We start from the raw sequence: 25,908 nt of genomic DNA, 5'->3' as shown, positions 1-25,908 counted from the left end.
ACACCCCCCTCAATCCAAGCCGTACTCTTTTTTCAATTGAGCAAGATAGGCCACATCTTCTTTTTCTCTGGATTCCGTCAGATACTCATGCTGTCTGTTATACTCAACTTTCTCAAGGAGTGTGCCAAAAGATTCTGTTCCTTTGCCATCGAGCTGCCAGCGTTTTGCTTTACCTGTCAGCGATACTCTTTCCATTACGTCCGCAGAGCCTACCTCCAGCAGCTTTTCAGCCTGCTGATGAGATATGTTCCCGCTTTCAAACAAACGCAGTACAACTGCCTTATAGGGCATAGCAAACATATCCATAAGCATCAGGACAGAATCTACCGTAACCAAATCTTTATCAAGCCCATACAGCAGAATCTGCTCGTGGAGCAGTTGATCCGGCATCAGAAGGAGTCCTGCAAAGGCGTTTGCTTCCAAGTCCTCCTGCGTTCTTCCTGTTTCATCACCAGTTGCCGAATCCAGCATAGAACCATTTTTTATATAGCTCTGGTCTGCATTTTCCACATAGCAGTAGATATGATACAGTTCATGCGCCGCAGCAAAAAACTGCTTACAAAGCGGAAGTGCTGTATTTACGCACACAAAAATCGTATCCTGCTTCAAAAAAGTCAACGCCCATAATTCATCGTCATGGATCGGATAACGAAGCATTTCCAGCGCGATCTCTTTCTTTCTGGCATAGTTCTGTATGACAGCAAAGATATTGTCCTTGATAATGGAATTGCCGACATACTCTGCTGAAAACTGCCTGACGATGGATTGGATTTCATCAAATTTCCTGTTTTGGCTTACAAAGAGGCTATCTTCCAGAACATTGTTCATCACTTATCCTCCCAGGGCTGCTCCATCTTTTTGCCATTCTCGCACACCCTAGTATGGAACAGAATCATATCGGACAGTTCATCCGCAAGCTGGATTCCCTTTCTTGCTTCCTCAGTTTTAACACGCCCCATAAACGCATGGATTACATTTGTGTCCATCGGCTTTTCCGGCATCTTCATCAGAGAATCCATCGACACATGAAGGTATTCAGAAATTTTATGAAGTTCAATCGCGTTGATTGCTCTTGCACCATTCATGATTTTGCTCATTGTCTGCTTGGAGACTCCAATTCCTTCTGCCAGATCAACTTGCTTTTTGTTTTCTTTTTTCAGTTCAGCCTGAATGTTGTTTGCAATTATCATATTTACATCCAGCATATAATCGCCTCCTATTCTTGTACTTATATTATACGCTCTCTCGCCAAGAATATCAATCATTTGGAAACTATTTTTGAGTTTCATAATATTTTGTTTCCGTTTCGGTTACAAAATAAGAGTGGTGGCTCTTTTTATGGAACCACCACTCTGCACTGCATCGGATTTTTAATTTTTCCGGCTTCTTTCCTGCTGCTGTTGCTGCTGGGGCTGACTTTTCTGTTTTCGCTCTTCCAGTTTGATGTGCAGGCGGTCAAGGACTGAAATCCGATTTCCGATGATACGCGGTTTCTTCGGATTATTGTTGACACAGCCATCAATCATGTTGTAATTCTGCTCTGTGCCGGATTCTTTGGCACGTTCTGCAGTGCCATTCTCCAAAAACTTCTGATGATGCAGCAGTTCCGGCTTTTGTTCTCGAAGAAACTTTTCGATTTTCTTCATAACCGAACTGTCAAATCCGTAAATTGTCTGCGCCACCAAAACTCCGCTGTCGTGGAGAACAATGTCCGGTTTTTGCTTTTTTGTCTGTTCACAGACAAGCTGCACAAATCTTTGCTCCTGCACATTCTTTTCGTCAATGACTTTCCATGTATCTGTTTGGCCTTCTATCTGATAGCCACCCTCATTCAAAATCAGGTAGCTGCCCTCAGCTTTTGGTGCCAGAAAGCCGTTGAACTTTACCAGTGCTTCTTTGTCCACATAGTAAAATGCGGTCTTTCCTGCCGCTGTGATTGCAATAACGTCACTGACACCAAATTTTCTGATTTTGAATCATTAAATACAGATTCTTACTAATGCTATCATTTTGTTCACAAAAAATTGCTTGCTGTTTCATATAATTTTCCAAATTGCTCATTTGAATCGCTCCTTTCATTCTGTTACGAACTTACATACTATACTCAGATATTCTTGTTTCCAGAGCATTCAGCATTGTCTGTTCTTTTTCTTATTCTTATTCATTAGCAATACAATACAATGGAAAACTCAATTTAACCTCAACAAGGTTTGTTTTTTCATCCATGCAAAATCTTCTTTGTACAACAGACTGTTAGATATAGCAAAAACGGCCTTTCAAAAACAGTTAACTTCTAAATCAACTGTTTTTTGAAAGGTCGTTTCATCAGATTCTTATAGCAATCCAGCAAATAATCTCATAAATAATTGTCCCAGTCGCAAATATGCACTTCGTCCGGTTTGATATTGGTCTGTCACATCACGACATTCTGCCATCGTTCTTATCAGATCATTTTTTATTTCCACAACTGCCTGACAATCTGCCATAAAACAGCCGTTTTCAAAATGGTGATATAAACTTCGATAATCCAAATTAATTGTTCCACAAGTTGCCATACAGTCATCTGCCACACTCATTTTTGCATGACAGAAACCAGGAGTCCACTCATAAACACGAACACCATGTTTAACTAATCCATGATAAAAAGAACGAGTTACATTATAAATGAATTTTTTATCAGGGATACCAGGTGTGATAATTCTTACGTCTACCCCTCGCTTAGCAGCCAGACATAACGCATGCGTCATTTCATCTGTTATGATTAGATATGGAGTCATAAACCAACAATATTTTTCAGCTTTATTTATCATACTGATATAAACTTCTTCTCCGACCTGCTCATTATCCATAGGACTGTCTGCATAAGGCTGAACAAAACCTGTTTGCTGTGCTTTATAATCGTAATGAATAATGTATTTACTAAAATCAGTATCATTCGTAGCTTTTTCACTAACAGCATTCCACATTTCTAAAAATGTCACTGTAAGCGACTGAACAGCATCTCCTTCTAAACGAATACCTGTATCTTTCCACTGTCCATACGGGTGTGTGTAATTAAAATATTCGTTTGCTAGATTATATCCACCTGTAAATCCGACTTTTCCATCAATAACTGTTATTTTTCTATGATCACGATTGTTCAAAAACAGATTTAAACCTGGCATAAACGGATTGAATACACGGCAATGAATTCCTATTGCCTCCATTTTTTTCACAAAATCTGTGTTAATAAAGCCTATAGAACCCATATCATCGTAGAATACTCTAACTTCCACACCTGCTTTTACTCGCTCTTCCAGAACATCTTGAATCTTATGCCATGCTTCAGCGTCTTCTATCGCATGATATTCCATAAAGATAAACTTTTGTGCTTTCTCCAAATCCTTAAGCTGTGCCTCTAATCCTTTCACTGCTTCATCAAAATACACAATATCCGTATTCTGATAGATTGGATACTGCGAATTTCTTTGTATATAACTTGCAATATTTCCTGCCTTCGGAATCGTTTCGTTTATTCTGTTTAAGCACTCCTGATTATCGGAAAGCATTGGTAACAATTTGCTATCAATTTCTGCATATCGCTCACGCATTTTATGTGTGCCGCCATTCAAACCAATCAATAAATATAGGCCTACACCCATAATTGGGAAAATTAAAATTAATATAACCCAAGGCATTTTCATGGAAGATGTCTTATCTGATGCATACAATCCCAAAACTAAAATTCCACTTAAAATCCTTGTAAATAGATTTATGATTTCTGCATATTCATTTAAGCGTGTTACAATAGTAATAATAAAAACTACTTCTAGAAGAATGCAGACTATGGAAAAACACAATCGTTTTACTCCGTTTTTTGTTTTCGCTTTTCCTTCTAAAGTATCTTGTTTCATATATATTCCAACCTTTCTACTCGATCAAATTTCTGCTTAAATTTCGTGGAACATACCAATTTTGTCTTTTATTCTCTGCATTTCATTATCTGCTTCAATGATAGCTCTTGCAGAATGAAGTAATTCTTCACTTATCTCATCATAGCCAGGCATTTCTTCAATTCCTTTTTTATAGCGAAGTTGATGTTCCAACGTTGCCCAGAAATCCATACCATTGGTTCGAATCTGTAATTCTACACGCATAGGTGTTTTACCCTTAGCAAAAAATACTGGTATTTCAACAATCATATGATAGCTTCGATAACCATTCGATTTTGGATTTTTTATATAATCTTTTATTTCAATAACTTTAATATCATCCTGTTTGGTAATCAAATCTGATATCATATAAATATCGTCAATAAACGCACAAACTATTCGAACGCCTGCTACATCATTGAGATATGTCTGTATATTTTCTGTTGTAAATTCATATCCCATCTTCTGCAGTTTATTGTAAATACTATTGGGCTTCTTAATTCTTGTTTTTATAAAAGAAATAGGATTTCGATTGTTCTCAACTGAAAATTCATCATCCAAAACCTCAAGCTTAGTTTGTATCTCCCGAATAGCACAACGATACATCATCATTAAATTATAAAATTTTGTAGCATTATTTAAAAACTGTAGTGATTCCGGACTGTTCATCCTGAGTTTTGTTACTTCATCTTTTGTCATGGAACTTTCCTTTCTACCTCATCCCTGATTTCAAAACATTGCCATACTTCAGCAGACGGTAAGCAGCCGTTATCGCGGTAAAGGTCTTGCCCGCACCTGTTGCCATCTGTACCAGTGCCTTGGGGCGGTTATCCGCGAAGGACTGATCCAAGTTGTTGATGGCGTTAATCTGGCACTTACGGAAGCCGTTGGTGTCCAGCGGCGGGAAGTGCTTCATATTGTTCCGAATGGTATCGGGCTGCCTTAGCAAATCCCGCAGCGTTTCCGGGCGGTGGAACGAGAATACTGTTCTGGAACGATACTTGATGTCCTTATAATCGGTAAAACGAATGATTTTGTCCGTTGCTTCATAGGCAAACCGAATGGCATACTCGTTCTTTATCCATTTGAAGGTGCTGTTGGCATAGCGGCCCGACTGCACTTCCACGTCCGTGATATGCTATCCGGCTTCTTCGCGCTTGGCTTCGACTACGCCCACGGGCTTACCATCAACAAAAAGGGCATAATCGACCTCACCCGTACTGGTGGGGAACTCACGAACAGCCACACCAAGAGAAGCGGAGAGATTCAGCCGTTTCATGTCTTAAATCACCCAGCCGGATTGATTCAGCTTTTCATCAATCGCAAGACGCGCCTTTTCTTCCGGGGTCATGTTCTTCGTCATCCCTTTCGTCTATATACTCCATAATGTCACCGTAATCGACATTAAGTGTGCTGCATATTTTTCCAAGGACTGTAAGCGTGACTTCTTCATCTCTGCGGAGTTTAGTCATTGTGTTCGGTGCAACGCCGGAGGCTTTCCGCAAATCGGCTTTGCTCATTTTTCTATCGACTAATAGTTTCCATAAACGATTATACGAAACAGCCATGACGCCCTCCTGCGTATACTTTATTATGATTATACCATTCATTGCCGCACCTCGCAAGAGTGTGCGAAAGTTTAGCAAAGCAATCGGCAAAATAATCTTCAATTTCAGTTTCTTCCATTACTATCCCGACTTTATAACTTCTTGAATGCTATCTGAAAAAGAAAAACCGCTGTGCAGCCGACAGCGGTTCATCGTCATATTCTGTTTTCAGAACAGCCAAGCAAATAATGCTGCTGCAGTGACAATCAAGGCACTTCCTGCCAGCGATAGCAGCATCGGTGCTGCAAACAGGCATAACAGCAGCGCCACAAGCGCCGAAGCTGCCGCCTGTGCATAGCTGCCATCTAACAGTGCAAGGAAAGCCGCAAAGCCGCCCAGCCCGGCAAGAATCATACCAATACTGCCGCAGATACCATACAGAAGATTAAGTACAAATCCCGCCGCATACAGCAGCGCAATCACTGGCAACGCAAGTAGGCGTACAATCCACAGTACAACGATGTTCTACCAGTTCTTTGACCTTTTTCAATGTAAGCATTTTGTCCACCTTTCTGCCGTTCGGCTCCGGGTGAACTGAAAAAGCAGCAAAAATCGTCTCAGATTCACCCGTTTTTTAAAACGGGAATCTAAGATTCCTCTTGCTGCTTTCTACTTTTGGGAAGTCCCTATACTAATAGGAATCCGCAGGGGCATTTTGGAATACAGTTTTAAAAATTTTTTTGAAAAACAAAAAAGGCCGGAACAGGATGAACTACTTGCAGGCGCACTTCTGCGCTGCATTCGTTCATTCTGTTCCGGCCAATATCACATACTGCTACGGTATCGCTCTAAACAAACAGATATTATATTGTAGACCCAAAAGAACATCTGATGGAGCTGATCGGCTAACTAAGTGCCTCCTAAAATTCCACCTCCGCACTCTCAGTGTCCGATGAAGGATTCTGCTTCAGGCGTCTTTTCGCTGATCCTCCTCTGTGATAAACTCGATACTCTTCACGGGCAGGCCGTGAATGCGCTCCACCAGAGATTCAGCAGAAATGTAATCTTCACAGCCTCCACGCTTGATCTGAAGCATATTTTTCCCATCAACGACACTTCGATTTCCAATCCGCAATCCCTTCGGAGTGCGGATTTCATGTTCTCCATTACTCATCTTTTTCACGGCCTCCTTTTTCTGGTTTGTATTTCACCTTTTCGTTCATTCGATTTCAACTTATGGACTTTTCTGAACTTTTCTTGAATTTCATCTTTTTCACTTGCATATTTACGCATTTTCCAGTATAATAGCCATAAAAGTTGAAAGAATATAGCATATATTATATGCAAGTAGTGTTGCGGTGTCAAGAGGAAAATGTGAAATCTTATTGCACATTCTGAATTGAATATTTACAAATTCCGTTGCACATTGTTACAGTACGATAACTGCTCCATAGAAAGGTTGCAAACATGAGATTTGGAGAGAAAGTTCGTGATTTACGAAAGAAGCATTCCTTAACACAGGACGAATTGGCAAAGTGTCTGGGTGTCAGCAAACGAACAGTCATCGGATGGGAACGTGATGGTCGCTATCCTCGCAATGTTGAAATACTTGAAAAAATGGCCGATATATTCCATGTGCCTCTGACCTACATACAACCGGATCAGTCTTTATTCATTGAACGCGCTGCAGCAACCTACGGAAAAAAGGGTAAAATAGAAGCCCAGCATCTCGCATTCGAGCTTACTGAGCTTTTTGCCAGCGGAGAGTTGACCGCGCAGGATATGGACGGCATCATGTATGAAATGCACAAAGCCTATTTTAAGTACCGCGAGCAAGAACGAGAAAAGAACCGAATATTGAGCCTGTAAAATCCCGTTCCATTCACTATGCCATCCTCGAAAGGAGAGCACATTATGGATTCCATTCTTATTTACCAAGCAGCCAATGACCTCGTCCAAAATACCGGCACCCGCAACATCAAACGGATTGCGCGAAGCTGCAGCCTGGACATCCTTGAAACACCTCGCTTCAAAGATGTGCTGGGTTTTCTTTCACTCCACTTTGATAAGCCATTGATACTTATCAACAGTCATCTTGATTCGCAGACAAAGCAGATGGTCTGCGGGTACGCTCTGGGGCATTATCTGGAGCATCAGATTCTTATGGACTTGCACACGCTGAATAAATCTCTGGCGATTACAGATAAGGAGATCTGTCTTTATGAGCCGAATGCTTTTGCATCCCACCTGATGCTGGACAGTGAGGAAGTCTATCAGATGACGAAACGCAAGATGAATGCTGCTCAGATTGCCACTGCCAAACGCATTCATATCAATCTGGTCTTGGTGAAGCTTCTTGAACTGCATCATCTGGGGTACGATCTACGGCACTACCACGCCCAGCACCATGCGTTTATCAAAAATCTCAACCTTCCGGCACATTTTCAGTTTGATGTTGCCGCCGGATGACCTTATGTTCATATAATCCTAAAACCCGTAATGAACAAGCCACAATGAGCGTTCATTACGGGTTTTCTGTTATTTCAGTTTAGCGAGGATTTCATCGGCACTCATGCCTTCGGCAAGCAATTTCTTCAGAACGGATTCCGCTTCTGCTTTCTTTGCTTCTTCTGCAGCCTTAGCATCTGCCTTTGCCTTCTTTGCTTCCAGAGTGGCCACTTCTTTTTCGGCCTTCTTCAAAGCAGTCTTCTTCTCTTTCAGGTCAGCCTTTAAAGTGTCAATGTTGGCGGTGATGGATGCAATCTCAGCAGTCAAGGAAACAATAGATTCCTGCTTCTCCGCGATCTAAGATGCGTAGTCATTGGTGGTATTGGTTTTTGGACGGTTTTTGCTGCCTTTCGTTCTGGGCATCGTGATAACCTCTTTCCTTCTTCAAAATATTAAAAGATTACTCGTTATCGTTACCTTTATTTTCATTTCCATCATACGAGAACTGAAGATAATTTGTACCCCGCATGGCATCTGCATGATACTCTTCGCTATTCCTAGGACTCGATTCCGCTGTACCCCGAACCAAACGCTCATCCATTGGTCCAGTTTTTCTACATGCTTCAAGTATGCTCTTCATATCTTCTCTATCTGGCATATTACTTTTCCCCTTATAATCCCAAAAAAATACTAATAATCGCTAACGCAATCAAAGCAACAATACTCACGCAGAATGCATTAACGCACCTATTAAATGCGGTATAGCCTTTTTCTAATACTGCATTGTTCTTCGATGTATGTTGAACATAAAGCCTTCCAATAAATCTCACTGCTGTTGTGTCTTTTTCATCTGGAATTCCTTCTGTTAATAGTAATCCAGCATCCAATCTTTCAAATCTCACACTCTTCAATAAACTAACGGTCATAACAAGCATTCCAACATTACTTATAACAGCCACAACAAGTAAGATTGTATATATAATTATTCCTAACAATTCAGACCCACTTTGAGGCACATCTAATTTTCCTGCCTTTTCAATTTGCGTTGTTAATAAAGCAAACACAAATGCGCAAGCAGCTAATAAAATGTATACCTTGTTTTCTAGTTTTTCCGCTCTTGTAACACAATAATCATATTCCGCCTTTATTGCCTCAAAACAGATATCTGCACTTGATTCTGTACTTTCAGCATCGTGTATTGTTGTGTCTCTCTCTAAATCCACCTGATATATTTGGTCATTTACTTTTACATTATATCTAATCATGTTTCACATCTTATCACCATTGCATCTTCACATCTTCGCCGACCATAAGATCGTTGCCTGCTGCTCACCACGAAGAGGTGTGTGATTATTACGAGCAGCGCAGGGAGCTACCACTCCCAGTATATCACAATTTCATCCAATTTTACAGACGTTTTCTTGCCTTCATCACCGCACAATACATTATTCCACCAAGCACTCCGCCGACTGTGTTATAGAAGATATCTGATAGCTGGAATGTTCCCAAGCGAAGTTTGATTTTCATACTTCCAGTAGTTCGATTGTGAAAGTCCCGCATAGAGGTCTTTCACATAGAGCAGGTTCGGCTTTCCCAAGCCCTGCCTGCGCCGCTCAATAAGCTGGTATTCGTGTTCCAGCTCGTCCAGCAGTTTGACCGCTTTTTGTCTGGCACATCGAATCGAATCCATGATTTCATCTATCGTACAGATGATGTAGGCATTTCCATTCTCGTCCTGCCAGCCATTTTTAAGCGAGAGATTCATCCGATCCAGCAAGACTGCATAAAGCAGCTTTGCATCGCCAGACATCTTTTCAAACAGGTCTACCTTGATGAGTGCTTTCGGCACACGGTAGAAACTGTATCGGTCTGCTTCCAGACCTCTGAAATACGGGTACTTCATGTAGATTCATCACCTCCTTCCTGCTGGATTTGCACTATTATAAATAACAGTACATTCCTACGACGGAGCATCTTGCGACACTCCGCCGCATTGTATCTGCTGTTATTTGAGCTTTGCCATTCTGCCCCAGCCCGTTCCTGCCCCATATTTCAGCGGCGTTTTCTCTGACAAGACACGCAGGATGCACATTCAGTATCAGAAGTATCTCTCTGGGATGGCTTATTCAATTTTCAAGGTTCCGGTGAGAGGTTTTGTATTGTCCTCTCATCCTTAGAATCGGAGAAAGGTCATTTCGCAAGGTGTTTTTGAAAAAAACTCAAAAAAATTTTTGAGCCGCCCAATTCAGATTGTTTTCTGTGATTGGACGGCTCATCTTTTGATTATGTATAATATGTTAGCAACTGCACAGTGCCCGGAAGTGCTTTTTCTGTATCTTGTAAATTGCTGCGTTATAAATTCCGGTAAGATTCTGGCGGGTCATGCCAAGGTGTTTTGCCGCCTCTGTAAAAGAAAGACCATGGAATAGGTGGATGTGAACGACTTTTCTCTGCAAATCAGTCAAAGTAGAGAGCAGTTCTTCCACTCTTTCCTCACTTATCATTCTTTCCAGTGTACTGACTGCGTCATCGACTCCCTCCAGGATTTCTTCCTTATACTCCCTGTCCTCACGGGATGGCATCCATTTTCCCTGAATGATCTCGTAGTTCATGAAAATACGATCCTCTCCTTCCAGAACAAGCCGGATGTGCCACTCGTATTCATCAAATTCCTCTTCCTCAATGTGATGTCCCGCCCCTTCTGCTGCATCATATTTATAATGTACACAGTCGCGAAGAGAAAAAACTGTCACCCTCTTGTGCGCCCGGTAGATCACATAACCGTTCTGGTAGACATTGATGCTGCCATGATTTTCCAAGACCTTTTCGGTAACCACTGGCACACCAGATACCTCAAGTGCCTTCACGGTTGGAACACGCTGTTCCTTGTACGAAGGGAGTTCAACAAGCTTTTTCAGATCCTTGAATGTCATCATAATGTCCACCTTTCTGCCTTTTGGCTGCGGGCGGTCTGAAACAAAAAATGCAGCAAAAGTTGTCCCAGACTTACCCGTTTTTTTTGAACGGGAAGTCTAAGACTTCTCCTACTGCATCGCTATTTCATGATTCACTTTTAAGGTGTGATGTTTAGTCTCTCATATATAGAATTGCTGGAAGGGCATTTCGCAAGGTGTTTTTGAAAAAAATTAAAAAAACCGGAACAGGATGAGTTACTCACAGGCGCACTACTGCGCTGCATTCGCTCATTCTGTCCCGGCCTATATCACATATTGCTACGGTATCGCTCTAACAAACAGATATTATATTGTAGACCCAAAAGAACGTCTGATGGAGCTGGTCGGCTAACCAGGTGCCGCCTAAGATTCCACCTCTGCGCTTTCAGTGTCGATGAAGCACTCTGCTTCAGGCTTCTTTCCGTTGGTTCTCTGCTGTGAAAAATTCGATACTCTTCACGGGAAGGCCGTGAATACACTCCACCAGAGATTCAGCAGAAATATAATCTTCACAGCCACCACGCTTGATCTGAAGCATATTCTTTCCATCAACGACACTGCGATTCCCAATCCGCAGCCCCTTTGGGGTGCGGATTTCATGTTCTCCGTTGCTCATCTTCTCACGGCCTCCTTTGTGTTGGTTTAGGTTTCTTTTTTCTTCTATTCAATTTCACCTTTGAACTTCCGCTCTTTTTTCACCTTTTTCGGCTTGCATATTTACGATTTTTACGGTATAATAATCCAAAAGATGATAGAATATAGCATATATTATAAGCAAGTCGTGCCGCCGTGTCAAGAGGAAAATGTGAAAATTCGTTGCATCTTTCAGATTGAATATTTACAAATTCCTTTGTACATTGTTACAGCACGATAACTACGCCATAGAAAGGTTGCAAACATGAAATTTGGAGAGAAAGTTCGCGATCTACGAAAGAAGCATTCTTTAACACAGGACGAATTGGCACAATGTCTGGGTATCAACAAAAGAACGATCATCGGATGGGAGCGTGATGGCCGCTACCCTCGCAGTATTGAAATGCTTGAAAAGATGGCCGATATATTCCATGTACCTCTGACCTATTTACAGCCGGATCAGTCTTTATTTATCGAACGTGCCGCCGAAGCCTACGGAAAAAAGGGCAAAATAGAAGCCCAGCATCTCGCATTTGAGCTTACTGAGCTATTTGCAAGCGGAGATTTGACCCCGCAGGATATGGACGGCATCATGTATGAAATGCACAAAGCCTATTTTAAGTACCGAGAACAAAAGCGAGAAAAGGAACGAATCATGAACCTGTAAATCACTGTTCCATTCACTATGCCATCCCCGGAAGGAGATCACATTATGGATTCTGCATTTATCTACCGAGCTGCCAACGAACTTGTCCAAAATGTCGGAACTCGCAACATCAAACAGATCGCGCGCAGTTGCAGTCTGGACATCAGTGAAACATCCCGCATTAAAGATATGTTAGGGTTGCTTTGCGGTATGGATTGGATAGAACATGTAAGTAATGCAGAAAATGCGCAAGAACGGAACGCATGGTAGCCATTTATCTGTCAGCACTAGGCGTACGATTGGTTCTGCACAGAATGCCAATACATTTCATGTCCCTGATAAAGTGCATTGAAATAGTTGTTATCAAAAGTCAGACGAACTGGAAGACGCTTAATAATAAAAGACGGCAACTCTTTGCAGTCGCGTCCCCACTGCTTCTCGGTGTAGCCCTTGATGAGCTTCTCGTAAATGTCCCGACCGACGAGGGAGATGGCCTGCTCTTCCAAGTTCTGCGGCTCACCAGTAATCTCCTTGCGCTGTTCCTCAATCTTAGAGGCAGCCTCCTCCGGTGTCACAACACCCCACATTTTGTTGAATGTGTACATATTGAACGGAAGTGAGTACAGTTCTCCCTTGTAATTAGCCACAGGGCTGTTGGTAAAGCGGTTGAACTCAGCAAACTGCGTAATGTAATTCCAGACGTTTTTGTTGTTAGTGTGGAAAATATGTGCTCCGTATTTATGGACATTGATGCCCTCGACATTTTCCGTGTAAATATTACCCGCAATATTTGGACGTTTGTCTACTACTAAAACAGATTTTCCATGAGCCTTGGCCTCGTGTGCAAAAATAGCTCCATAAAGTCCAGAACCTACTACTAAATAATCAAATTTTTCCATAATATACTCCTCCGGTCCTTATCGGACCCTATCCCCCTGAAAGGTAATTTTTGTATCTATGTACATATTGCACGACAACATGCCTGTATACAGATCACCGCAGCAATCTATACGCAGGCTCGCCTTCGTACCTCCTTATTCTGTTTTCTGCTCTATCAGCTTTCGCTGTGGTGGGTTAAGTATAGAGCGCAACCAGAAGCCATTAGCACCTGAAATCACGCTTGCTGTAACGCACCATGACAGGCAGAAACAGGTTGAGGTGAAAAGGTCAAGCCGCGTAAACCCGCATGAAATCAGGCTTTTCTCTGGTTGCCCATATTATTTCACACTCCCCATGAATGGTAACGACAACACGCTTCCCAAACAATTTCGGAAGCCAACAGAAAAAAGCCGGTCCTTCGGCATGAATATGTACTACATCGTATTTTCCAAACGCACTGTAAAGAGCCGCGAAGAATGAGGCGCTTACCGCCGCAAGTCCCCCTGATGTCAAGATAGGGACAAAAAAATTCTCAAAAAAAGCAAAAAAATAAGCCCCACAAGGCTTTTCTGACAATTCTTTGAATCATCAGGGCCTTGTAGGGCTATCCGTTATCTTATGCTATTTTATTTTCACACTGCCTGTAATGGGGTGTTCTCCATTGTTTCCTTAAACTGCTCAACTGTCATCTTTGCTTTTGCCGCAGCACGCTCCAGCGGTAAATCACCCTCTCGAACAAGCTGAACCAGCATCCGAATCTCGCCAATTCCGATGCCTTCGATTCTGCCTTCCTGACGGCCTTCTTCACGGCCTTCGGCTCTTACGCCTTGACTAAGATTGCACACTTCAAGCACCTCTCTTTCCAGTTCTTCGCTCATTGCAACGCCAAACTCTTCTTCCAGAATCTTCTTTTTCTCCGAACCTGATCTTGTGGAAGATAACAGCACTTCCATAAATTTCAGGATTCCCTTATGATTCTCCGTCCCTGGCTTGCCTAAACAAATCATTACGACACTCATCAAATCGTAGTTTTCGGTTTCTTCCTGCGCTTCTCCAATCAACTGTTCGGGTTTGATGGAGTACCGGGTAAGCGTATTTTCAAAACCATCTGACGGCTGAGTACAAATCCAGATGGAGTAGACCTTACGAATCTTCCCATATTCAGATTTTGTAAAAATCGGACCGTGCTGTGCAGAAATCATTCTGCTACAATAATAGATTGCCCGTTTCGTCAATGGGTATCCCGGCTTGAATTTTGTCTGTGCTTCCACATTGATAATCAGACGAATGACTTCTTCCTGTTCTGCACTGTCCGCAGATTTCGGTGCGATTGCATCAAAGCGAACATCGTAGAACAATGTTCCCTCGGTCAGCGTAGAGTCCTCGTTGTTACTACCCTTGATTACATCTGTTGACTTTTTGGGTCTGTTCGTATCATCGACATGAACACCAACAGAGCCAACCTCCGGGGTTCCCTCGATGTATTTCTCAACAATATCATCTACGGTGCAATCGCTGTATTCATTCACACAGCCTTTCATGATCTGTGCCAGAATCTGTTTGTTTGCCAACAGCTTTTTCGCTGTTCTGTCATACCTCGAATCATACTCTGTCTGATCTATCGTGTGGGCAAGCTGATTTTCCACCGTGCCTTGTTTTTCCATCGGCATTCACTTCCTCGCAGTAGATTCAACAAGAGCGTAAACTCTCCTATCGTACTTCCATCTTACCATAATTCACCGCCCATATCAAGCAACCAACTGTAAACTTTCCTTGCACGGAGTTGTCCATATTATTGCATTCTTCGCCACTGTTATATCATAGGCAACTAATTATTTCAGAACCCACTAATGTGAGATTCACATTTCAGTCAGTACTCTCCCGTTTTCTATCTGCATCGCATCCGTTATCTTAAACGAAACAAGTCGCTGCTGTGGAAAAGCTCTTCCGATCAGCCGATAGGACATTTTCTTGTCCCACCCAGAATCCCCGTAAATCATGCGAACCAATGCCATACACTTGATTTCGCCGCTATTAGATTCGTCTGGTTTTCCCACACGATGCGCTCCTGATTCTTCTGCTCCACACGCCTGTACAGCTATCTGTTTCATTTTACGATTATACAGAAACCGATAGTGTGACGGCCATTCTAACGCTTCCAGCGTTTTTCTGAAGACCGTGATTCGTCCCTCTTCCTCGCAGAAACTCATGCCAAGTCCTGCCTGTTGCTCCGTTTTCTGTTCTGTTTTTTGCATATTGCTCACCTCCCACAAATGGACAGACCCTCCCCTTGTACAACCTGTCAATTAGTCCTTTCCAGCTTCAGGAGCAATCTTTCCTGTCAGAATCCCCATTGACACATACCCATCCATTTGCTTGACTTCAGATTCTTTCCGGTGTTCTTCCACAGGCACACCAAAAGTTCCCACAATATCATCCAGGTAAAATCCCTTTCGGCTGTTCACAGGTTTTGTTGACGCAGCATTATCCTGCGAATCGACTGCGTTCTTTTTTCTCTGTCCTTCATGAAAAATTTCTGGCACAAGCAGATCAAAAACATACAGAGTTTCACCCTCAAAGGTAATCCTGTACCCCAGCATTTTATATCGGCACTCGCTGTCCCATCCCATTTTCTGATAAACTAAAGTCGCAAATGGCTTGCAGGACATCTTCCGGCTTTTGCGCTTATCCGGTTTTGCCACGCACCAACGCAGAGCGTCCTTGTCATTTTCATCACACCCACGAACAACGATACGCTTCAAATCATTGTTGAACATGACATGAACGTAGACCACATCCTCCAGCCCTGTGATACAGGCTGTATTGAATGTGATACTATCTTTACGAATCACGATTGCCGGGTCACGCAGATGGGCAAACAATTCCTTTCGCACGACCTGGTAGCCATCATACGAAAAGGCACTTTCCAGTTCTTCCGCCCGTGCGTCTCTATCATCCTGCACAATCTGCTTCTCTGGCGGCATGATTGTTGTGTTTTCTTCATTCATCTATAATCAGTCCATCCTTCCATTATCTTCTCCGCTTCACGGAGCAACTCATTTAGACTTTCTGCCGTAAATATGTTCATTTCCTCTATCTCCGTCGCAGGACGAAATACATCCCAGTTTCCGGCATAATGCTCCTGCCGTAAGATACCCACCTGTGCTATACTTGTAATCGGCTGTCCAAATGTTCCAGCCCACTCTGGTGGAAAAATGTAAATCTTCTTTTTGACCGTTTCGCCCTCATCTTCTTCGGTGTTTTCCTTTGGAGGCAGAACGATTTCTTCCACCTTAATCATTTCAGGCTCATCAAATGCGAACAGCATCATTTTGTTATCGCCCTGCTCCAAAAACTGGCCACGGAACCGATAACGCAAATCCTCATCCCATTCCATAATGTCAAATAAAGTCTTTGCAAGTCCACGACAGCCCAAAGTGCTTGCACACCAACGTCCCTCTTTCAGTCTGCCCCAACGGATCGCGTTTGGATTATTCTTGTCACAGGGGCGAATGGCAATGCAGCGTTCAACAGAATTTAGCAGCAGCTCCACATATTCAACATTTTCAAACTTTTTCAAGCAAGCGGTGTTAAAGCGCAATCGTCCATTAGAAATCGTCATAGCCGGATTCTGCATAGTAGAAAAATACTGTACCCTGACTATTTCATAGCCCGTCAGATCAAGACGCTTTTTCACATCCGCAGTAACAGTGACATCCGGTTCTTTCATCACGCTTTCAGAGGCTTCCCTGTATTCTTCTGCCGAAAAACCTGTCCAATCCTTATCAAAAGGCACATATCCTCGCAAAATCCCATCTTCAACCACGCTCAACACGGGCAAGGGTCTGTTTTTCTTTGAATAATTGCGGGATGCCCGCAGATGATTGGCTGCATTAAAAACTTCTCTGGAAACAATGGCTTCATGGTGATTCTTCTGCCTGTACTGTGTCCGATCATTGTTGTTTTTCTTTGATTTATGCGTCAAAAAGTTCGGTGTAAAGGTCTTTCTTGCCAGTACATCACCACAATGGCGCTCATTTGCCAGAACACCTGCAAGTGTACCGGGATTCCACTCCACACGTCCCAACTTCGTCTTACGGCTATACTCCATCAAAAGAGTTGCAATCTCCGTAAGCGAATATCCATTCAGGTACAGGTAGTAAATCACCTTTACCGTCTGTGCTTCCTCCGGGTTAATTACAAGGTTGCCTTCCTCGTCTTTATCGTATCCAAGCAATGCAGGGGTCAGGAACAGGCCACGGCTGAACCGCCGATCAATCGACCAGTTCATAATGATAGATTTGGAATGCGATTCTTCCTCTGCCACAGATGCCAGAATCGTCAGAATCATGCGTCCATTGCTGTCCAGCGTATAGATATTATCTGCTTCAAATTTCACACCCACAGGCGGATTCAGATTTTTCAGAAGTTCAATCACAGAAAGGCAGTCAACGATATTTCGAGCAAAACGGGCAATGGATTTTGTAAGAACAAGGTCAATCTTGCCTGCCTTGCAGTCCTCAATCAACTGCTGCATCCCTTTTCGGTGTTCCAGAGATGTGCCGCTGATGCCCTCATCCGCATAGATTCCAACAAATACCCATCCCGGCTGTGCCTGAATATAATCCGTATAATAGTTTTTCTGAAGTTCATACGAAGAAGTCTGTTCATCATTATCCGTGGAAACACGGATATATGCTGCCACACGCCGAATCACAGAACTTGTTTCCAAATCCTCTATGATTTTGGCGGGAATGACTTCCAATTCCGATATATCTACGCCCTTATAGCGGTCTCTGATTTTTTGCTTACGGTCTACTGCTTCTACTTCACCGGTAATCATGTGCTTTTCCTCATTCTCCCGTATGGATGCTCCAATACCACTGTCGCATCTTCCGATAACTTCGGATACCGAGTTCTTTCTTCGTATTTTCTGCGGTTCTGCGGCTGATTCCTTCATCTTTCATCCGCATATAGATTTCTCTTGCTCTCATATCGCCATCAGAAAGCAACTTTTTTATCAGATATGCTGCCTTTTCTGTTTTTGACTCAAATTCCGGCACTTTCGGTTGTTCCGATGAAACGAATGTGCTCTTGCACTCCAACCATTGAAAACCCATCTCCGCTGTTATAGAAAACCGAATTTCTCCATCAGACGGAGCCAAACTGTTTTTTATCTGCCGAACAATACGAATATCTGTATCTTTCTGGTCACGCTCCACCTGCAAAACACTTCGCGCAGCAGCAACCACATCTATGCTGCCAAGGCTTCGGTACAAACCTTTCGTTCCCTCTTTCTTATTGAGATGACCAATCAGCACAATGGCACAATCATATACTGAAGCCCACATTCCGAGACGCTGCATCAGTTTTCTGGCTCTCCCTGCAATCTGGAGGTCAGAATCACTTCCTAAATACGCCTGAATCGGGTCTATAACTACAAGCCGTGGGCGAAATTCAATGATTGCCTGACGGATACGCTCATCATCCAGTGTTAGACCACTGTATGTTTCTTCATTGATAAAAGCTACTTTTCTACAATCTGCGCCACATCTTTCCAGTCTGGGTTTAATGGTATCTGATACTCCATCTTCCGAACACTGGTAGATAACCCTCTGCGGCGTCCCAATAGGCTTTCCATCCGGTGTTTTCCCACCCTTAGAAAGTTCCGCAATCAGATTCATCATCATGGTTGACTTTCCATCGCCGGGATCGCCTTGTAGCAATGTTATCTTTCCCACTGCAATGAATGGATACCACAACCAGTGAACAGAAGTTGCCTGCACATCACTATATAATGTAAGAATTCTTTTTTCTACCTTGTCCGCCATCGTCTTTCCTTCCTATTTGCAGTCTTTTCCTACCTCTATTATAAAGCATTCGTTGCGTTTTGACTGCTACCCATCAGGTAGCATGAGTTGCCTTTTGCTACCCAGTAGGTAGCAAAACAGCCTAAGACCACAGAGCAGCTAGCAGTGTGTCCCTTTGCGGTCTTAGAACCTTTGATATAGAGTTGCTCTGCCTACCATCATGCGAGATAATTGTACTGCCTTATGCGGGGAATCATAAGGAGAAAAGCACATGGCTACTGATTATAAAGCTTTGGGCAAGCGCATCTCAAATGCCCGAAAACAAGCTGGTATCACGCAAGAGGCCCTTGGAGAGCAGCTTAACATGACACGAAAACATATTAGCGTAATCGAATCCGCTATCAAACGCCCAAGTCTTGATGCACTGGTTGATATTGCCAATGCTCTTGACGTATCGACTGATGATTTGCTGGTAGATAGTTTGATGCACTCGACTTCAACCTCAAATTCCGAAATTCACCGTCTTCTCTTGGACTGCAATGAAATCGAACAGGAAATTCTCACTCGGATGGTAAGAGAGATGAAAGCCATACTGTACGGTTTGGGAATCTGATTTTGTAGCCCGCTGATCATATAACAAAAAAGCCCGCATAAGACACAGCTGCACTTCGGATTACACCGGGGTGCTGTCTGTGGCTTATGCGGTCAAAGTCATTCCTACGGAATGAAATGCCCGCCTGATCGAGAAGATTTACGAATCCTCTCAACCAGACGGGCATTCTTTTTGCTCACCTTGCTGTTTCTATGCAGTTATGCGCCATACTTTTCCAATGCTCTCCGAATCACATCCTCACAGTTAAACTCAACTTTCATCGTCTGATCGTCATACAGATAAACCATGCTGACAAAAGCATCTACACATTCCTTGGTCAGACCGCCTATGTATGTTTTTTGACTTGCCTGCTTTGTCAGGTTGCGGATTTCTTCATCCAGTTCATCGGCACACTCCTGTTCTTCCTTTTCTGTCCGTATGCTATCCTGCAATGCAGCCAGTTTTTCCGAAAGAGCCTTTTTCTTTTCTATATACGCATCTCGCAGCAGCACACCGTCCGCATACGATTCATATAGTTTGATTTGCTCTACCCGAATGGCTTCTGCTTGCTTTTCCAAGTCCTCAATGTCCACGCAGCGCACCGTGATAGACTGCTTTTTCTGCATTCCCTGATTTACCACATCCAGCGCATAGAATACTGTTTTTATCGCACGAGCCACTTTTGCGTTCACCGAATATTCTCTGTAATAGCCGCCGTAGCATTTAGAGAACTTTCCGGCTGACCGTTTATAGCCGCAATAGAAAACCATTTCCCCATATTGCCTTTCGTGGCGAAGCTGCCGATTACAGTTTCCGCAGCAGATTTTTCCTTTTAACGCAAAATCATCACCCACCTTATATTGAATTGGAGTTACGTTACGGATTGCTTTCTGTGCCTGGTAGTATTCATCTTTTGTCACGATGGCCTCATGAGCGTTTTCTGCGATGATCCACTTATCCTCCGGGAGCGTCCGAACAGAGGTAGTATTCACATCAATTTTCTTTCTTCTCCCCATAACCAACGCACCAGTGTATTCATACCGTCTAAGGATTCTCCACACGATTGCCGCGTTCCATAACATTTCACTGTCCGGGGCAATAATAGGATTGCTGCCCATCAGCAGATTCTTTCGTTTCGCATACAATCCCGGCGTAGGAAGATTTAATTCGTTCATGCCGTAGGCGATCTGCGTTGTATTGCGGCCGGACAATGCTAATTCAAATACTTTTTTCACGCAGACTGCAGCCTCCGGGTCAATCTCCCACCGCCGCCCACCTTTCTTGTTCCACACATATCCAAAAGGAACATTCGTGCAGGTGGCTTTCCCGTTCTTCCAGTTCGTTTCCAGAGCAGCCCGAATCTTTTTCGCAATATCCCGGCTATACATATTATTCACCAGATTGCTGACCGCCACTTCGATTCCCGGCGTTCCGTTGTTCAGTTTCATGCTGTCAAAGGAATTATTCACGGCAATAAACCGAACTCCCATCAACGGAAAAATCTGCTCAATGTAATCGCCAACACCGATATAGTCACGACCAAGGCGGGATAAATCCTTTACCATGATGACTTTTATATTGCCCTGCTTCAAATCCACGATCATTTTCTGAAAAGCTGGACGATTAAAATTGGTGCCAGTATAGCCATCATCTACATATTCTACAATCTCGCCAAATAAATCTTCCTGCTTTCCAATGTAATCGTGGAGCAGCATCCGTTGGTTCTCAATGCTGTTACTTTCATCCTTGCTGCCCTTTTTCAAATCTCCGTCTGCCAATGATAAGCGGAGATAGATTGCAATTTTATCATTCATTCTGAACCTCCGACATGATTGCAAGCACTTCCTGATAGGGGTCGCTGCACTTAAATTCGACCTCCACAGAATTGTCCATTCCCACATAGATTCTCTTGATAAGTTCATGCACCAGTTCTTCATCAAATTCATTTTGATTCAGAATCCCGCGCATCCGCTCCATCTGCGCATCGCAGATTCTAATTCTCTTTTCCAGTTCCAATGCGCGCTGACGCTGCTTTTGCAGTTCATGTTCCAACCGCTGCTTTTCTGCTATGTAGTGTTCCTTTAGCTGACTATATTCATCATCGTCCAGAATTTCAGCTTTATAGTCCTCATATAAGCGCAACCGCCGTTCTTCGGCTTCCTGAATCCGAAACAGGATAGAGTTTTCTTTCATCTTGATGGAACGGGCAGAATCCAGATTGCTGCCGCGCATCATGTCTTTTACCAGCTTTTCTTCTTCACACATGGTAGACACCAAATGATGAATCTGATCCATCGCCACCATCATCAGCATTTTCTCCGGCACCGCATGATAGGCGCAGGGAGTCGTGTTCTTCTTTCTTTTGCAAATGAACACTCCATAGTGCGTTTCTTTCACCGTACCATGCACTCTCCGTTCAAACGTCATGTTGCGTCTGCAACAGCCACAGTAAACCATTCCTGAGAGATGGTTATAACACTTTTCTCTGGTTGCCTTGGAACGAGCCATCGCCATTTCCCGTTTTTCCTTATTCTGTTCCCGCCGTGCCTGCACTTTTTCAAAATCCGATTTCAGAATGATTGCTTCATGCGCGTTTTCAACAATATGCCATTTCTTCTTTTCCACTGGATGGAGGCCAATCCCTTTGTATGATGCAGTTTGCGTTTTTCCAGATACCAGTTCTCCAATATAGGCACTGCTGTTTAAAATACGAAGAACCGTACTGGGGTGCCATTTATTATAGGTAGGGTCATCTCCCTCATGTAATTTGCGATTCAGCCGTTCGTTCGGCCTTGCTACTTCTAAAAATTCCAACCTGCGGGCAATTTCGTTTGTACTCACTCCTGCAAGATACCATTGATAGATCAGTTTGACCCACTTCGCATCCTCAGTCGCTTCAAGCTTATTTCCCTGTTGGTTCAACTGATAGCCATACGGTGTACACCACGATGTAGGGATTCCCTTCTCGCGGCGCATCTGGTAACTAAGGCTGATTTTCTTTGAAATGTCCTTCGCGTACAAGCTGTTTACCATGTTCTTGATGGGAACCGCAAGACTATCCACATCCGACTGCCGGATGTTGTCAAAATCATCGTTGATGGCGATAAAACGAACATGGAGCATCGGGAAAATAGTTTCCAGATAGCTTCCCGTTTCGATATAGTCACGACCAAATCGAGATAAGTCCTTCACTACGATGCACTGAATTTTGCCTGTCCGTATATCCTGCATCATACGCTCAAATTCTGGTCGGTCAAAACGTGTTCCCGTAAAACCATTGTCTGCATAGGTATCGGTCAGCGTCAGTTCCGGGTTTTCCCTGATATAATTATGAATTTGCAAAATCTGTGTGTGCAGGGAATCTTCTGTTTCATGCCCGCCGTTCTCAACCGACAGCCGCGCATACGCTGCCGTGCGCAGAAGTTCTTTTTCGTTTTGCTGTACGGCCTCCTGCACAGCAGCCTGCGGCATCATATTCTTTCTACTCTTTCTTGCCATTACAATCTTCCTCTCCGTTGTTCAGCCATTCTTCCGGGAAGAATCTCTTCCACTCACTTTCTTGTAGGATCACTTCTACCTGTTCAAAATCTACGATCCATACATGGTCAAGCCATTCTTTAAGATGTGTGCGCTCCAATTTTTCAGGAATTGAAATCGCTCGGAACTTCATCAACCAGGGATTTCCATGGCTAAATGCTTTTTCTATGTCATTAACAGCCAGCATTACTTTTTTAAAAGCCGCTTCCTGCTTCTGGACCGCCACCTGATACTGATGTTCATACTCCTCTACCTGTTCTAGTAAAATTGATCCCTGCTCGTATTGCCGATAAACTGCTGTTCGTTCATCGTCCTTGGCCATCAAGTGCGCAACGATCTCATTTGCTCTTTTTCTGTACTGCAACAGTCCAGCATCCATGCACTGCTTGACTTTCTCAGGATTCAAGTCCAGCACCCTATCAATATGCGCAGCTTGCATTTTTTCTTTTTCCAAAGCTGAAAGAATCTCTCGAAAGATTTTCTCGCTTTCGATGAAAGGGGCTTTTCCAGAGAAGCATCTATACCCCTTGTCAAACGAATAGATTTGCTGGCTTTCATCTTCTGATGTTCTGCACAGCAGACCTTTTCCACTTTCCTTGTCATAGATTTTTTTGAAGAGCAGATTTGGTTTTTTTCGAGCCTTTTTTCTCGAAGGCAACCTCGTAGATTCCAACTTTTTCTGAGCTTTCTGAAATTCCGTCTTTGAAACAATCGCCGGAACCTCCAATTCTCGCTTTGCCTTTGCCAGTGTCAGCGTACACTTTCCGATATAGAGTGGATTTTTCAAAATCGAGCGAATTGTTGAATCCTGCCACTTATTTTTTGTTCTTGATCTTTTTTTCTTTGCCATCTGGACTTGCGGTGTTTGAACGCCCTGTACATCCAATGCTCTTGCGATTTCCGGGATTTTCATATCTTCCAGATACATCTGAAAAATCAGCTTTACAACCTGTGCGCTTTCAGGATTAAGAACAAGGCTTCTGCGATCTTCCGACAGCGCATAACCATATTTAGCCTGTCGATGGGTCAATGTACCTTCTTCAAAGTGATTCTGGCGATTGGTAATAAATTCCGAACGAATCTTATCAATGGTCTTTCCATTGAAATACTCTGCAACCTCTTCGGCAGTTTTGTCTATGCTGCAAAAGTCATCTTCCACAACTGCAAATTGGATACCAAGCGGATAGAACGTCCTCTGCAGTGCTTCAATGGCAAACGGAAGGGTTCTTCCACAGCGGAAGATAGAATCCACAACAACTGCATCAAATTTCCGAGCCATCCCATCCTGTACCAATTTGTCAAAGCCCTCCGTGGCTTCTGCTGTTCTCCTGCGGTCACTGTATTTTTCGGATACGCTGCACCCGCACTTTTTTAGATACCGTGCAATGCGCTCATTCTGTTCCGCAATCGTATTGGATGGATTTTCTTCTCCGATCCTGCTGGAAATCGACCTTGTATAACTGACCCATTTCATTCCTCTGCCACCTCATTTCCATGATGTGCTTGATATTCCATAAATTTTTCTGTGATACTGTGCAGTTCATCCTCGAAGCAGAAATGAATTTCAATCTCTGTTTTGCTATGAACATCTATGTGGTCGATCAGTTCCACCACGACCCTGCGTTCGAGCGTTTTGATATGTTCGTACTGCTTAAATTCTTCCAACCAAGTAGGAAGCAGTGTGTCGTGCTTTAATGCCTCCTGCTTCTTTTCGCGGATTTCCTGAATCTTATCCTGTGCCTCTTTTATCTTCTGCGCAAAGCGAGTATTCATTTCTCCGTACTCTTCCCGACTGACAACATCATCGCATAAGTCCTGATACAGACGGATTTTTAAATTACTGTACCGTTCTAATTCAGCTTCCAGTGCAGTGATCTGGCTGTCCAGAATCTTTATGCCAATCTGTTCGCCGCTTGCCAACTCTGCATTGGAGAGTACCTTTTCCGCTTCTACAAGAAGTGTCACTTGATGCCGGATCGCAGCCAGAACACTTTCCGTCAACTTCTCACTGTTTATCATGTGCGGTGTGCAGCCGCCGCCATTCTTATAGGTAGAGCAGTGATAGTATTGATACTTCTTCCCGTTTTTCGTCACCGTGCGGCGAATCATATTCTGCCCGCAGTCTGCACAGCGCAGAAAACCTGATAATGGATAAACTGTTGTCTGCGATGGTGCGGTACGAGTGTCCAGTTCCAACAACTGTTGTACTTGCTGGAACTCGCCTTTGCTGATAATGGCATCATGCGCATCTTCCACCCGAATCCAGTTTTCACTTCCAACATCATGGCTCTTTTTTACTTTGTAATTGATTTTCCTGCGTTTACCCTGAATCAATGTTCCCGTATAGGATTCATTTTTCAAAATACGATTGACGGAAACCACTGTCCACTTCTGATTCAGCCCAGCCTGAAAACCGCAGGTATAGTTGAATCCATTGGCTCTCTTATACTCGTTTGGCGGCAGGACACCCAGTTCGTTCAAGTGACTGGCAATGCGCTGTGAACTCATTCCGTTCAATTTCTGCTTGAATATTTCCTGCACAATGCCCGCAGCGTATTCATCTATAATCAGATGATTCTTGTCTTTCGGGTCTTTCTGATACCCGTATCCTGCAAAGCTGCCAATGAACTGACCTTCTTTCCGTTTCACATCCAAGTGACTTCTGACACGCATCGAAATGTCACGGCAATAGGTATCGTTGATAAGATTGTTGAACGGAATCAGGATACGTCCCTTATCATCGTTTTCTTCCGCACTGTCATAATGATCGTTGATGGCGATGAACCGGACTCCCATAAATGGAAAGATTCTTTCCAGATAACGTCCTGTTTCAATGTAGTTTCTGCCGAATCGTGATAAGTCTTCTTGTGTCAAGTAGGAACTAAAAAATTTTTGAGATTTTACAAGCCGTTCATAGGTGGAAGACCACCCGTGAACGGCTTGTAACATTC

Annotated in this window: 31 protein-coding genes and 1 pseudogene; 5 read left to right on the top strand and 27 right to left on the bottom strand. The window is 43.3% G+C overall.

Annotated elements, in window-relative coordinates; translation table 11 throughout:
• Positions 1 to 9 precede the first annotated feature (9 nt).
• The 10 genes from C4885_RS00745 to C4885_RS00705 all read right to left on the bottom strand — a co-directional run bounded on the left by C4885_RS00745 (position 10) and on the right by C4885_RS00705 (position 6,632).
• Complete coding sequence (locus C4885_RS00745; RefSeq protein WP_113998579.1) at positions 10 to 828, bottom strand: ImmA/IrrE family metallo-endopeptidase; 819 nt, start codon at positions 826 to 828, stop codon at positions 10 to 12.
• A complete protein-coding gene (locus tag C4885_RS00740) occupies positions 828 to 1,205 on the bottom strand; it encodes a helix-turn-helix domain-containing protein (protein WP_113998665.1) in 378 nt (125 codons plus the stop codon). Before C4885_RS00740 ends, C4885_RS00745 begins: the two co-directional genes overlap by 1 nt.
• Before the next feature lie 165 nt (positions 1,206 to 1,370).
• Complete coding sequence (locus C4885_RS00735) at positions 1,371 to 1,835, bottom strand: DUF4316 domain-containing protein (protein ID WP_147237713.1); 465 nt, start codon at positions 1,833 to 1,835, stop codon at positions 1,371 to 1,373.
• A gap of 498 nt (positions 1,836 to 2,333) precedes the next feature.
• Positions 2,334 to 3,893 carry a cardiolipin synthase gene (gene cls, locus C4885_RS00730; RefSeq protein ID WP_113998577.1) on the bottom strand — a complete coding sequence of 520 codons (1,560 nt, stop codon included), beginning with the start codon at positions 3,891 to 3,893 and terminating at the stop codon, positions 2,334 to 2,336.
• A gap of 36 nt (positions 3,894 to 3,929) precedes the next feature.
• Positions 3,930 to 4,610 (bottom strand): GTP pyrophosphokinase family protein, encoded by a 681-nt coding sequence (locus tag C4885_RS00725; protein ID WP_113998576.1) that lies wholly within the window; start codon positions 4,608 to 4,610, stop codon positions 3,930 to 3,932.
• 13 nt (positions 4,611 to 4,623) lie between these two features.
• Complete coding sequence (locus C4885_RS16900) at positions 4,624 to 5,037, bottom strand: DEAD/DEAH box helicase family protein (RefSeq protein WP_242979420.1); 414 nt, start codon at positions 5,035 to 5,037, stop codon at positions 4,624 to 4,626.
• Between the two features lie 12 nt (positions 5,038 to 5,049).
• Positions 5,050 to 5,190 carry a type I restriction endonuclease gene (locus C4885_RS16895; protein ID WP_242979419.1) on the bottom strand — a complete coding sequence of 47 codons (141 nt, stop codon included), beginning with the start codon at positions 5,188 to 5,190 and terminating at the stop codon, positions 5,050 to 5,052.
• Between the two features lie 37 nt (positions 5,191 to 5,227).
• Positions 5,228 to 5,479 (bottom strand): helix-turn-helix transcriptional regulator, encoded by a 252-nt coding sequence (locus C4885_RS00715; protein WP_113998664.1) that lies wholly within the window; start codon positions 5,477 to 5,479, stop codon positions 5,228 to 5,230.
• Between the two features lie 207 nt (positions 5,480 to 5,686).
• Positions 5,687 to 5,941, bottom strand: coding sequence for a hypothetical protein (locus C4885_RS00710; RefSeq protein ID WP_113998575.1), 255 nt, complete (start codon positions 5,939 to 5,941; stop codon positions 5,687 to 5,689).
• Between the two features lie 484 nt (positions 5,942 to 6,425).
• Positions 6,426 to 6,632: a hypothetical protein gene (locus C4885_RS00705; RefSeq protein WP_113998574.1), complete on the bottom strand. Its 207-nt coding sequence runs from the start codon at positions 6,630 to 6,632 to the stop codon at positions 6,426 to 6,428.
• A gap of 293 nt (positions 6,633 to 6,925) precedes the next feature.
• Between C4885_RS00705 and C4885_RS00700 the strand changes: the two genes are divergently transcribed.
• Both C4885_RS00700 and C4885_RS00695 read left to right on the top strand, forming a co-directional pair.
• Positions 6,926 to 7,327, top strand: coding sequence for a helix-turn-helix transcriptional regulator (locus tag C4885_RS00700; protein ID WP_113998573.1), 402 nt, complete (start codon positions 6,926 to 6,928; stop codon positions 7,325 to 7,327).
• Between the two features lie 45 nt (positions 7,328 to 7,372).
• Positions 7,373 to 7,927, top strand: coding sequence for an ImmA/IrrE family metallo-endopeptidase (locus C4885_RS00695; RefSeq protein ID WP_158538757.1), 555 nt, complete (start codon positions 7,373 to 7,375; stop codon positions 7,925 to 7,927).
• Between the two features lie 69 nt (positions 7,928 to 7,996).
• Here C4885_RS00695 and C4885_RS00690 read toward each other — a convergent pair whose 3' ends face one another.
• The 6 genes from C4885_RS00690 to C4885_RS00660 form a co-directional block, all read right to left on the bottom strand.
• On the bottom strand, positions 7,997 to 8,233 hold the full coding sequence (locus C4885_RS00690; protein ID WP_242979413.1) for a hypothetical protein: 237 nt from the start codon (positions 8,231 to 8,233) through the stop codon (positions 7,997 to 7,999).
• Between the two features lie 133 nt (positions 8,234 to 8,366).
• Positions 8,367 to 8,564 carry a hypothetical protein gene (locus C4885_RS00685; protein ID WP_113998571.1) on the bottom strand — a complete coding sequence of 66 codons (198 nt, stop codon included), beginning with the start codon at positions 8,562 to 8,564 and terminating at the stop codon, positions 8,367 to 8,369.
• Between the two features lie 13 nt (positions 8,565 to 8,577).
• Positions 8,578 to 9,171, bottom strand: a complete 594-nt coding sequence (locus C4885_RS00680) for a hypothetical protein (RefSeq protein ID WP_113998570.1) — start codon at positions 9,169 to 9,171, stop codon at positions 8,578 to 8,580.
• A 209-nt stretch (positions 9,172 to 9,380) separates the two neighbouring features.
• Entirely contained in the window at positions 9,381 to 9,809 is a 429-nt protein-coding gene (locus C4885_RS00670; RefSeq protein WP_113998569.1) for a replication initiator protein A, read from the bottom strand.
• A 394-nt stretch (positions 9,810 to 10,203) separates the two neighbouring features.
• Positions 10,204 to 10,842, bottom strand: coding sequence for an ECF-type sigma factor (locus tag C4885_RS00665; protein ID WP_147237710.1), 639 nt, complete (start codon positions 10,840 to 10,842; stop codon positions 10,204 to 10,206).
• Between the two features lie 427 nt (positions 10,843 to 11,269).
• On the bottom strand, positions 11,270 to 11,476 hold the full coding sequence (locus C4885_RS00660; RefSeq protein WP_097776605.1) for a hypothetical protein: 207 nt from the start codon (positions 11,474 to 11,476) through the stop codon (positions 11,270 to 11,272).
• A 282-nt stretch (positions 11,477 to 11,758) separates the two neighbouring features.
• Between C4885_RS00660 and C4885_RS00655 the strand changes: the two genes are divergently transcribed.
• Positions 11,759 to 12,160, top strand: coding sequence for a helix-turn-helix transcriptional regulator (locus C4885_RS00655; RefSeq protein ID WP_097776604.1), 402 nt, complete (start codon positions 11,759 to 11,761; stop codon positions 12,158 to 12,160).
• 45 nt (positions 12,161 to 12,205) lie between these two features.
• Complete coding sequence (locus C4885_RS16605) at positions 12,206 to 12,409, top strand: hypothetical protein (protein WP_199488057.1); 204 nt, start codon at positions 12,206 to 12,208, stop codon at positions 12,407 to 12,409.
• A gap of 62 nt (positions 12,410 to 12,471) precedes the next feature.
• Here C4885_RS16605 and C4885_RS00650 read toward each other — a convergent pair.
• The 7 genes and pseudogenes from C4885_RS00650 to C4885_RS00620 form a co-directional block, all read right to left on the bottom strand.
• Positions 12,472 to 13,038, bottom strand: a pseudogene (locus C4885_RS00650) (NAD(P)-binding protein); the annotation flags it as partial.
• Positions 13,039 to 13,306: 268 nt separating this feature from the next.
• Positions 13,307 to 13,531 (bottom strand): glycosyltransferase, encoded by a 225-nt coding sequence (locus C4885_RS00645; RefSeq protein WP_371681609.1) that lies wholly within the window; start codon positions 13,529 to 13,531, stop codon positions 13,307 to 13,309.
• A gap of 119 nt (positions 13,532 to 13,650) precedes the next feature.
• Entirely contained in the window at positions 13,651 to 14,682 is a 1,032-nt protein-coding gene (locus tag C4885_RS00640; RefSeq protein ID WP_113998567.1) for a hypothetical protein, read from the bottom strand.
• A 195-nt stretch (positions 14,683 to 14,877) separates the two neighbouring features.
• The gene (locus C4885_RS00635; RefSeq protein ID WP_118539017.1) at positions 14,878 to 15,273 is read right to left on the bottom strand and encodes a hypothetical protein; all 396 of its coding nucleotides are present in this window, start codon (positions 15,271 to 15,273) and stop codon (positions 14,878 to 14,880) included.
• Positions 15,274 to 15,324: 51 nt separating this feature from the next.
• Positions 15,325 to 16,026: a hypothetical protein gene (locus C4885_RS00630; RefSeq protein WP_113998565.1), complete on the bottom strand. Its 702-nt coding sequence runs from the start codon at positions 16,024 to 16,026 to the stop codon at positions 15,325 to 15,327.
• Entirely contained in the window at positions 16,023 to 17,861 is a 1,839-nt protein-coding gene (locus C4885_RS00625; protein ID WP_158538756.1) for a recombinase family protein, read from the bottom strand. Before C4885_RS00625 ends, C4885_RS00630 begins: the two co-directional genes overlap by 4 nt.
• Positions 17,862 to 17,871: 10 nt before the next feature.
• A complete protein-coding gene (locus C4885_RS00620; protein ID WP_113998563.1) occupies positions 17,872 to 18,849 on the bottom strand; it encodes an AAA family ATPase in 978 nt (325 codons plus the stop codon).
• Positions 18,850 to 19,099: 250 nt separating this feature from the next.
• On the opposite strand from C4885_RS00620, the gene C4885_RS00615 reads away from it, so the two are divergent.
• Entirely contained in the window at positions 19,100 to 19,441 is a 342-nt protein-coding gene (locus C4885_RS00615; RefSeq protein WP_113998562.1) for a helix-turn-helix domain-containing protein, read from the top strand.
• Between the two features lie 197 nt (positions 19,442 to 19,638).
• Here C4885_RS00615 and C4885_RS00610 read toward each other — a convergent pair whose 3' ends face one another.
• Genes C4885_RS00610 through C4885_RS00595 form a run of 4 tightly spaced genes read right to left on the bottom strand, consistent with a single transcriptional unit; the run spans position 19,639 to position 25,906 of the window.
• Positions 19,639 to 21,234 (bottom strand): recombinase family protein, encoded by a 1,596-nt coding sequence (locus C4885_RS00610; RefSeq protein WP_158538755.1) that lies wholly within the window; start codon positions 21,232 to 21,234, stop codon positions 19,639 to 19,641.
• Positions 21,227 to 22,918 (bottom strand): recombinase family protein, encoded by a 1,692-nt coding sequence (locus C4885_RS00605; protein ID WP_113998560.1) that lies wholly within the window; start codon positions 22,916 to 22,918, stop codon positions 21,227 to 21,229. Before C4885_RS00605 ends, C4885_RS00610 begins: the two co-directional genes overlap by 8 nt.
• Entirely contained in the window at positions 22,902 to 24,431 is a 1,530-nt protein-coding gene (locus C4885_RS00600; RefSeq protein WP_113998559.1) for a recombinase family protein, read from the bottom strand. The genes C4885_RS00605 and C4885_RS00600 overlap by 17 nt, the downstream gene beginning before the upstream one ends.
• Positions 24,428 to 25,906, bottom strand: a complete 1,479-nt coding sequence (locus tag C4885_RS00595; RefSeq protein ID WP_113998558.1) for a recombinase family protein — start codon at positions 25,904 to 25,906, stop codon at positions 24,428 to 24,430. Before C4885_RS00595 ends, C4885_RS00600 begins: the two co-directional genes overlap by 4 nt.
• Positions 25,907 to 25,908: the final 2 nt, after the last annotated feature.

The organism is Subdoligranulum sp. APC924/74, assembly GCF_003324125.1.
Taxonomy (GTDB): Bacteria; Bacillota; Clostridia; order Oscillospirales; family Ruminococcaceae; genus Gemmiger; species Gemmiger qucibialis.
This window is presented reverse-complemented; position numbering and strand designations above follow the sequence as displayed.

Coding starts and splice junctions, on each gene's coding strand:
- C4885_RS00680 (WP_113998570.1), bottom strand. CDS start 9,171: ATGATTAGATATAATGTAAAAGTAAATGACCAAATATATCAGGTGGAT.
- C4885_RS00670 (WP_113998569.1), bottom strand. CDS start 9,809: ATGAAGTACCCGTATTTCAGAGGTCTGGAAGCAGACCGATACAGTTTC.
- C4885_RS00700 (WP_113998573.1), top strand. CDS start 6,926: ATGAGATTTGGAGAGAAAGTTCGTGATTTACGAAAGAAGCATTCCTTA.
- C4885_RS00605 (WP_113998560.1), bottom strand. CDS start 22,918: ATGGCAAGAAAGAGTAGAAAGAATATGATGCCGCAGGCTGCTGTGCAG.
- C4885_RS00695 (WP_158538757.1), top strand. CDS start 7,373: ATGGATTCCATTCTTATTTACCAAGCAGCCAATGACCTCGTCCAAAAT.
- C4885_RS00740 (WP_113998665.1), bottom strand. CDS start 1,205: ATGCTGGATGTAAATATGATAATTGCAAACAACATTCAGGCTGAACTG.
- C4885_RS00595 (WP_113998558.1), bottom strand. CDS start 25,906: ATGTTACAAGCCGTTCACGGGTGGTCTTCCACCTATGAACGGCTTGTA.
- C4885_RS00685 (WP_113998571.1), bottom strand. CDS start 8,564: ATGCCAGATAGAGAAGATATGAAGAGCATACTTGAAGCATGTAGAAAA.
- C4885_RS00610 (WP_158538755.1), bottom strand. CDS start 21,234: ATGAATGATAAAATTGCAATCTATCTCCGCTTATCATTGGCAGACGGA.
- C4885_RS00615 (WP_113998562.1), top strand. CDS start 19,100: ATGGCTACTGATTATAAAGCTTTGGGCAAGCGCATCTCAAATGCCCGA.
- C4885_RS00600 (WP_113998559.1), bottom strand. CDS start 24,431: ATGAAATGGGTCAGTTATACAAGGTCGATTTCCAGCAGGATCGGAGAA.
- C4885_RS00640 (WP_113998567.1), bottom strand. CDS start 14,682: ATGGAAAAACAAGGCACGGTGGAAAATCAGCTTGCCCACACGATAGAT.
- C4885_RS00660 (WP_097776605.1), bottom strand. CDS start 11,476: ATGAGCAACGGAGAACATGAAATCCGCACCCCAAAGGGGCTGCGGATT.
- C4885_RS16605 (WP_199488057.1), top strand. CDS start 12,206: ATGGATTCTGCATTTATCTACCGAGCTGCCAACGAACTTGTCCAAAAT.
- cls (WP_113998577.1), bottom strand. CDS start 3,893: ATGAAACAAGATACTTTAGAAGGAAAAGCGAAAACAAAAAACGGAGTA.
- C4885_RS00665 (WP_147237710.1), bottom strand. CDS start 10,842: ATGATGACATTCAAGGATCTGAAAAAGCTTGTTGAACTCCCTTCGTAC.
- C4885_RS00655 (WP_097776604.1), top strand. CDS start 11,759: ATGAAATTTGGAGAGAAAGTTCGCGATCTACGAAAGAAGCATTCTTTA.
- C4885_RS00705 (WP_113998574.1), bottom strand. CDS start 6,632: ATGAGTAATGGAGAACATGAAATCCGCACTCCGAAGGGATTGCGGATT.
- C4885_RS00620 (WP_113998563.1), bottom strand. CDS start 18,849: ATGGCGGACAAGGTAGAAAAAAGAATTCTTACATTATATAGTGATGTG.
- C4885_RS00745 (WP_113998579.1), bottom strand. CDS start 828: ATGAACAATGTTCTGGAAGATAGCCTCTTTGTAAGCCAAAACAGGAAA.
- C4885_RS00630 (WP_113998565.1), bottom strand. CDS start 16,026: ATGAATGAAGAAAACACAACAATCATGCCGCCAGAGAAGCAGATTGTG.
- C4885_RS00625 (WP_158538756.1), bottom strand. CDS start 17,861: ATGATTACCGGTGAAGTAGAAGCAGTAGACCGTAAGCAAAAAATCAGA.
- C4885_RS16895 (WP_242979419.1), bottom strand. CDS start 5,190: ATGAAACGGCTGAATCTCTCCGCTTCTCTTGGTGTGGCTGTTCGTGAG.
- C4885_RS00725 (WP_113998576.1), bottom strand. CDS start 4,610: ATGACAAAAGATGAAGTAACAAAACTCAGGATGAACAGTCCGGAATCA.
- C4885_RS00635 (WP_118539017.1), bottom strand. CDS start 15,273: ATGCAAAAAACAGAACAGAAAACGGAGCAACAGGCAGGACTTGGCATG.
- C4885_RS00715 (WP_113998664.1), bottom strand. CDS start 5,479: ATGGCTGTTTCGTATAATCGTTTATGGAAACTATTAGTCGATAGAAAA.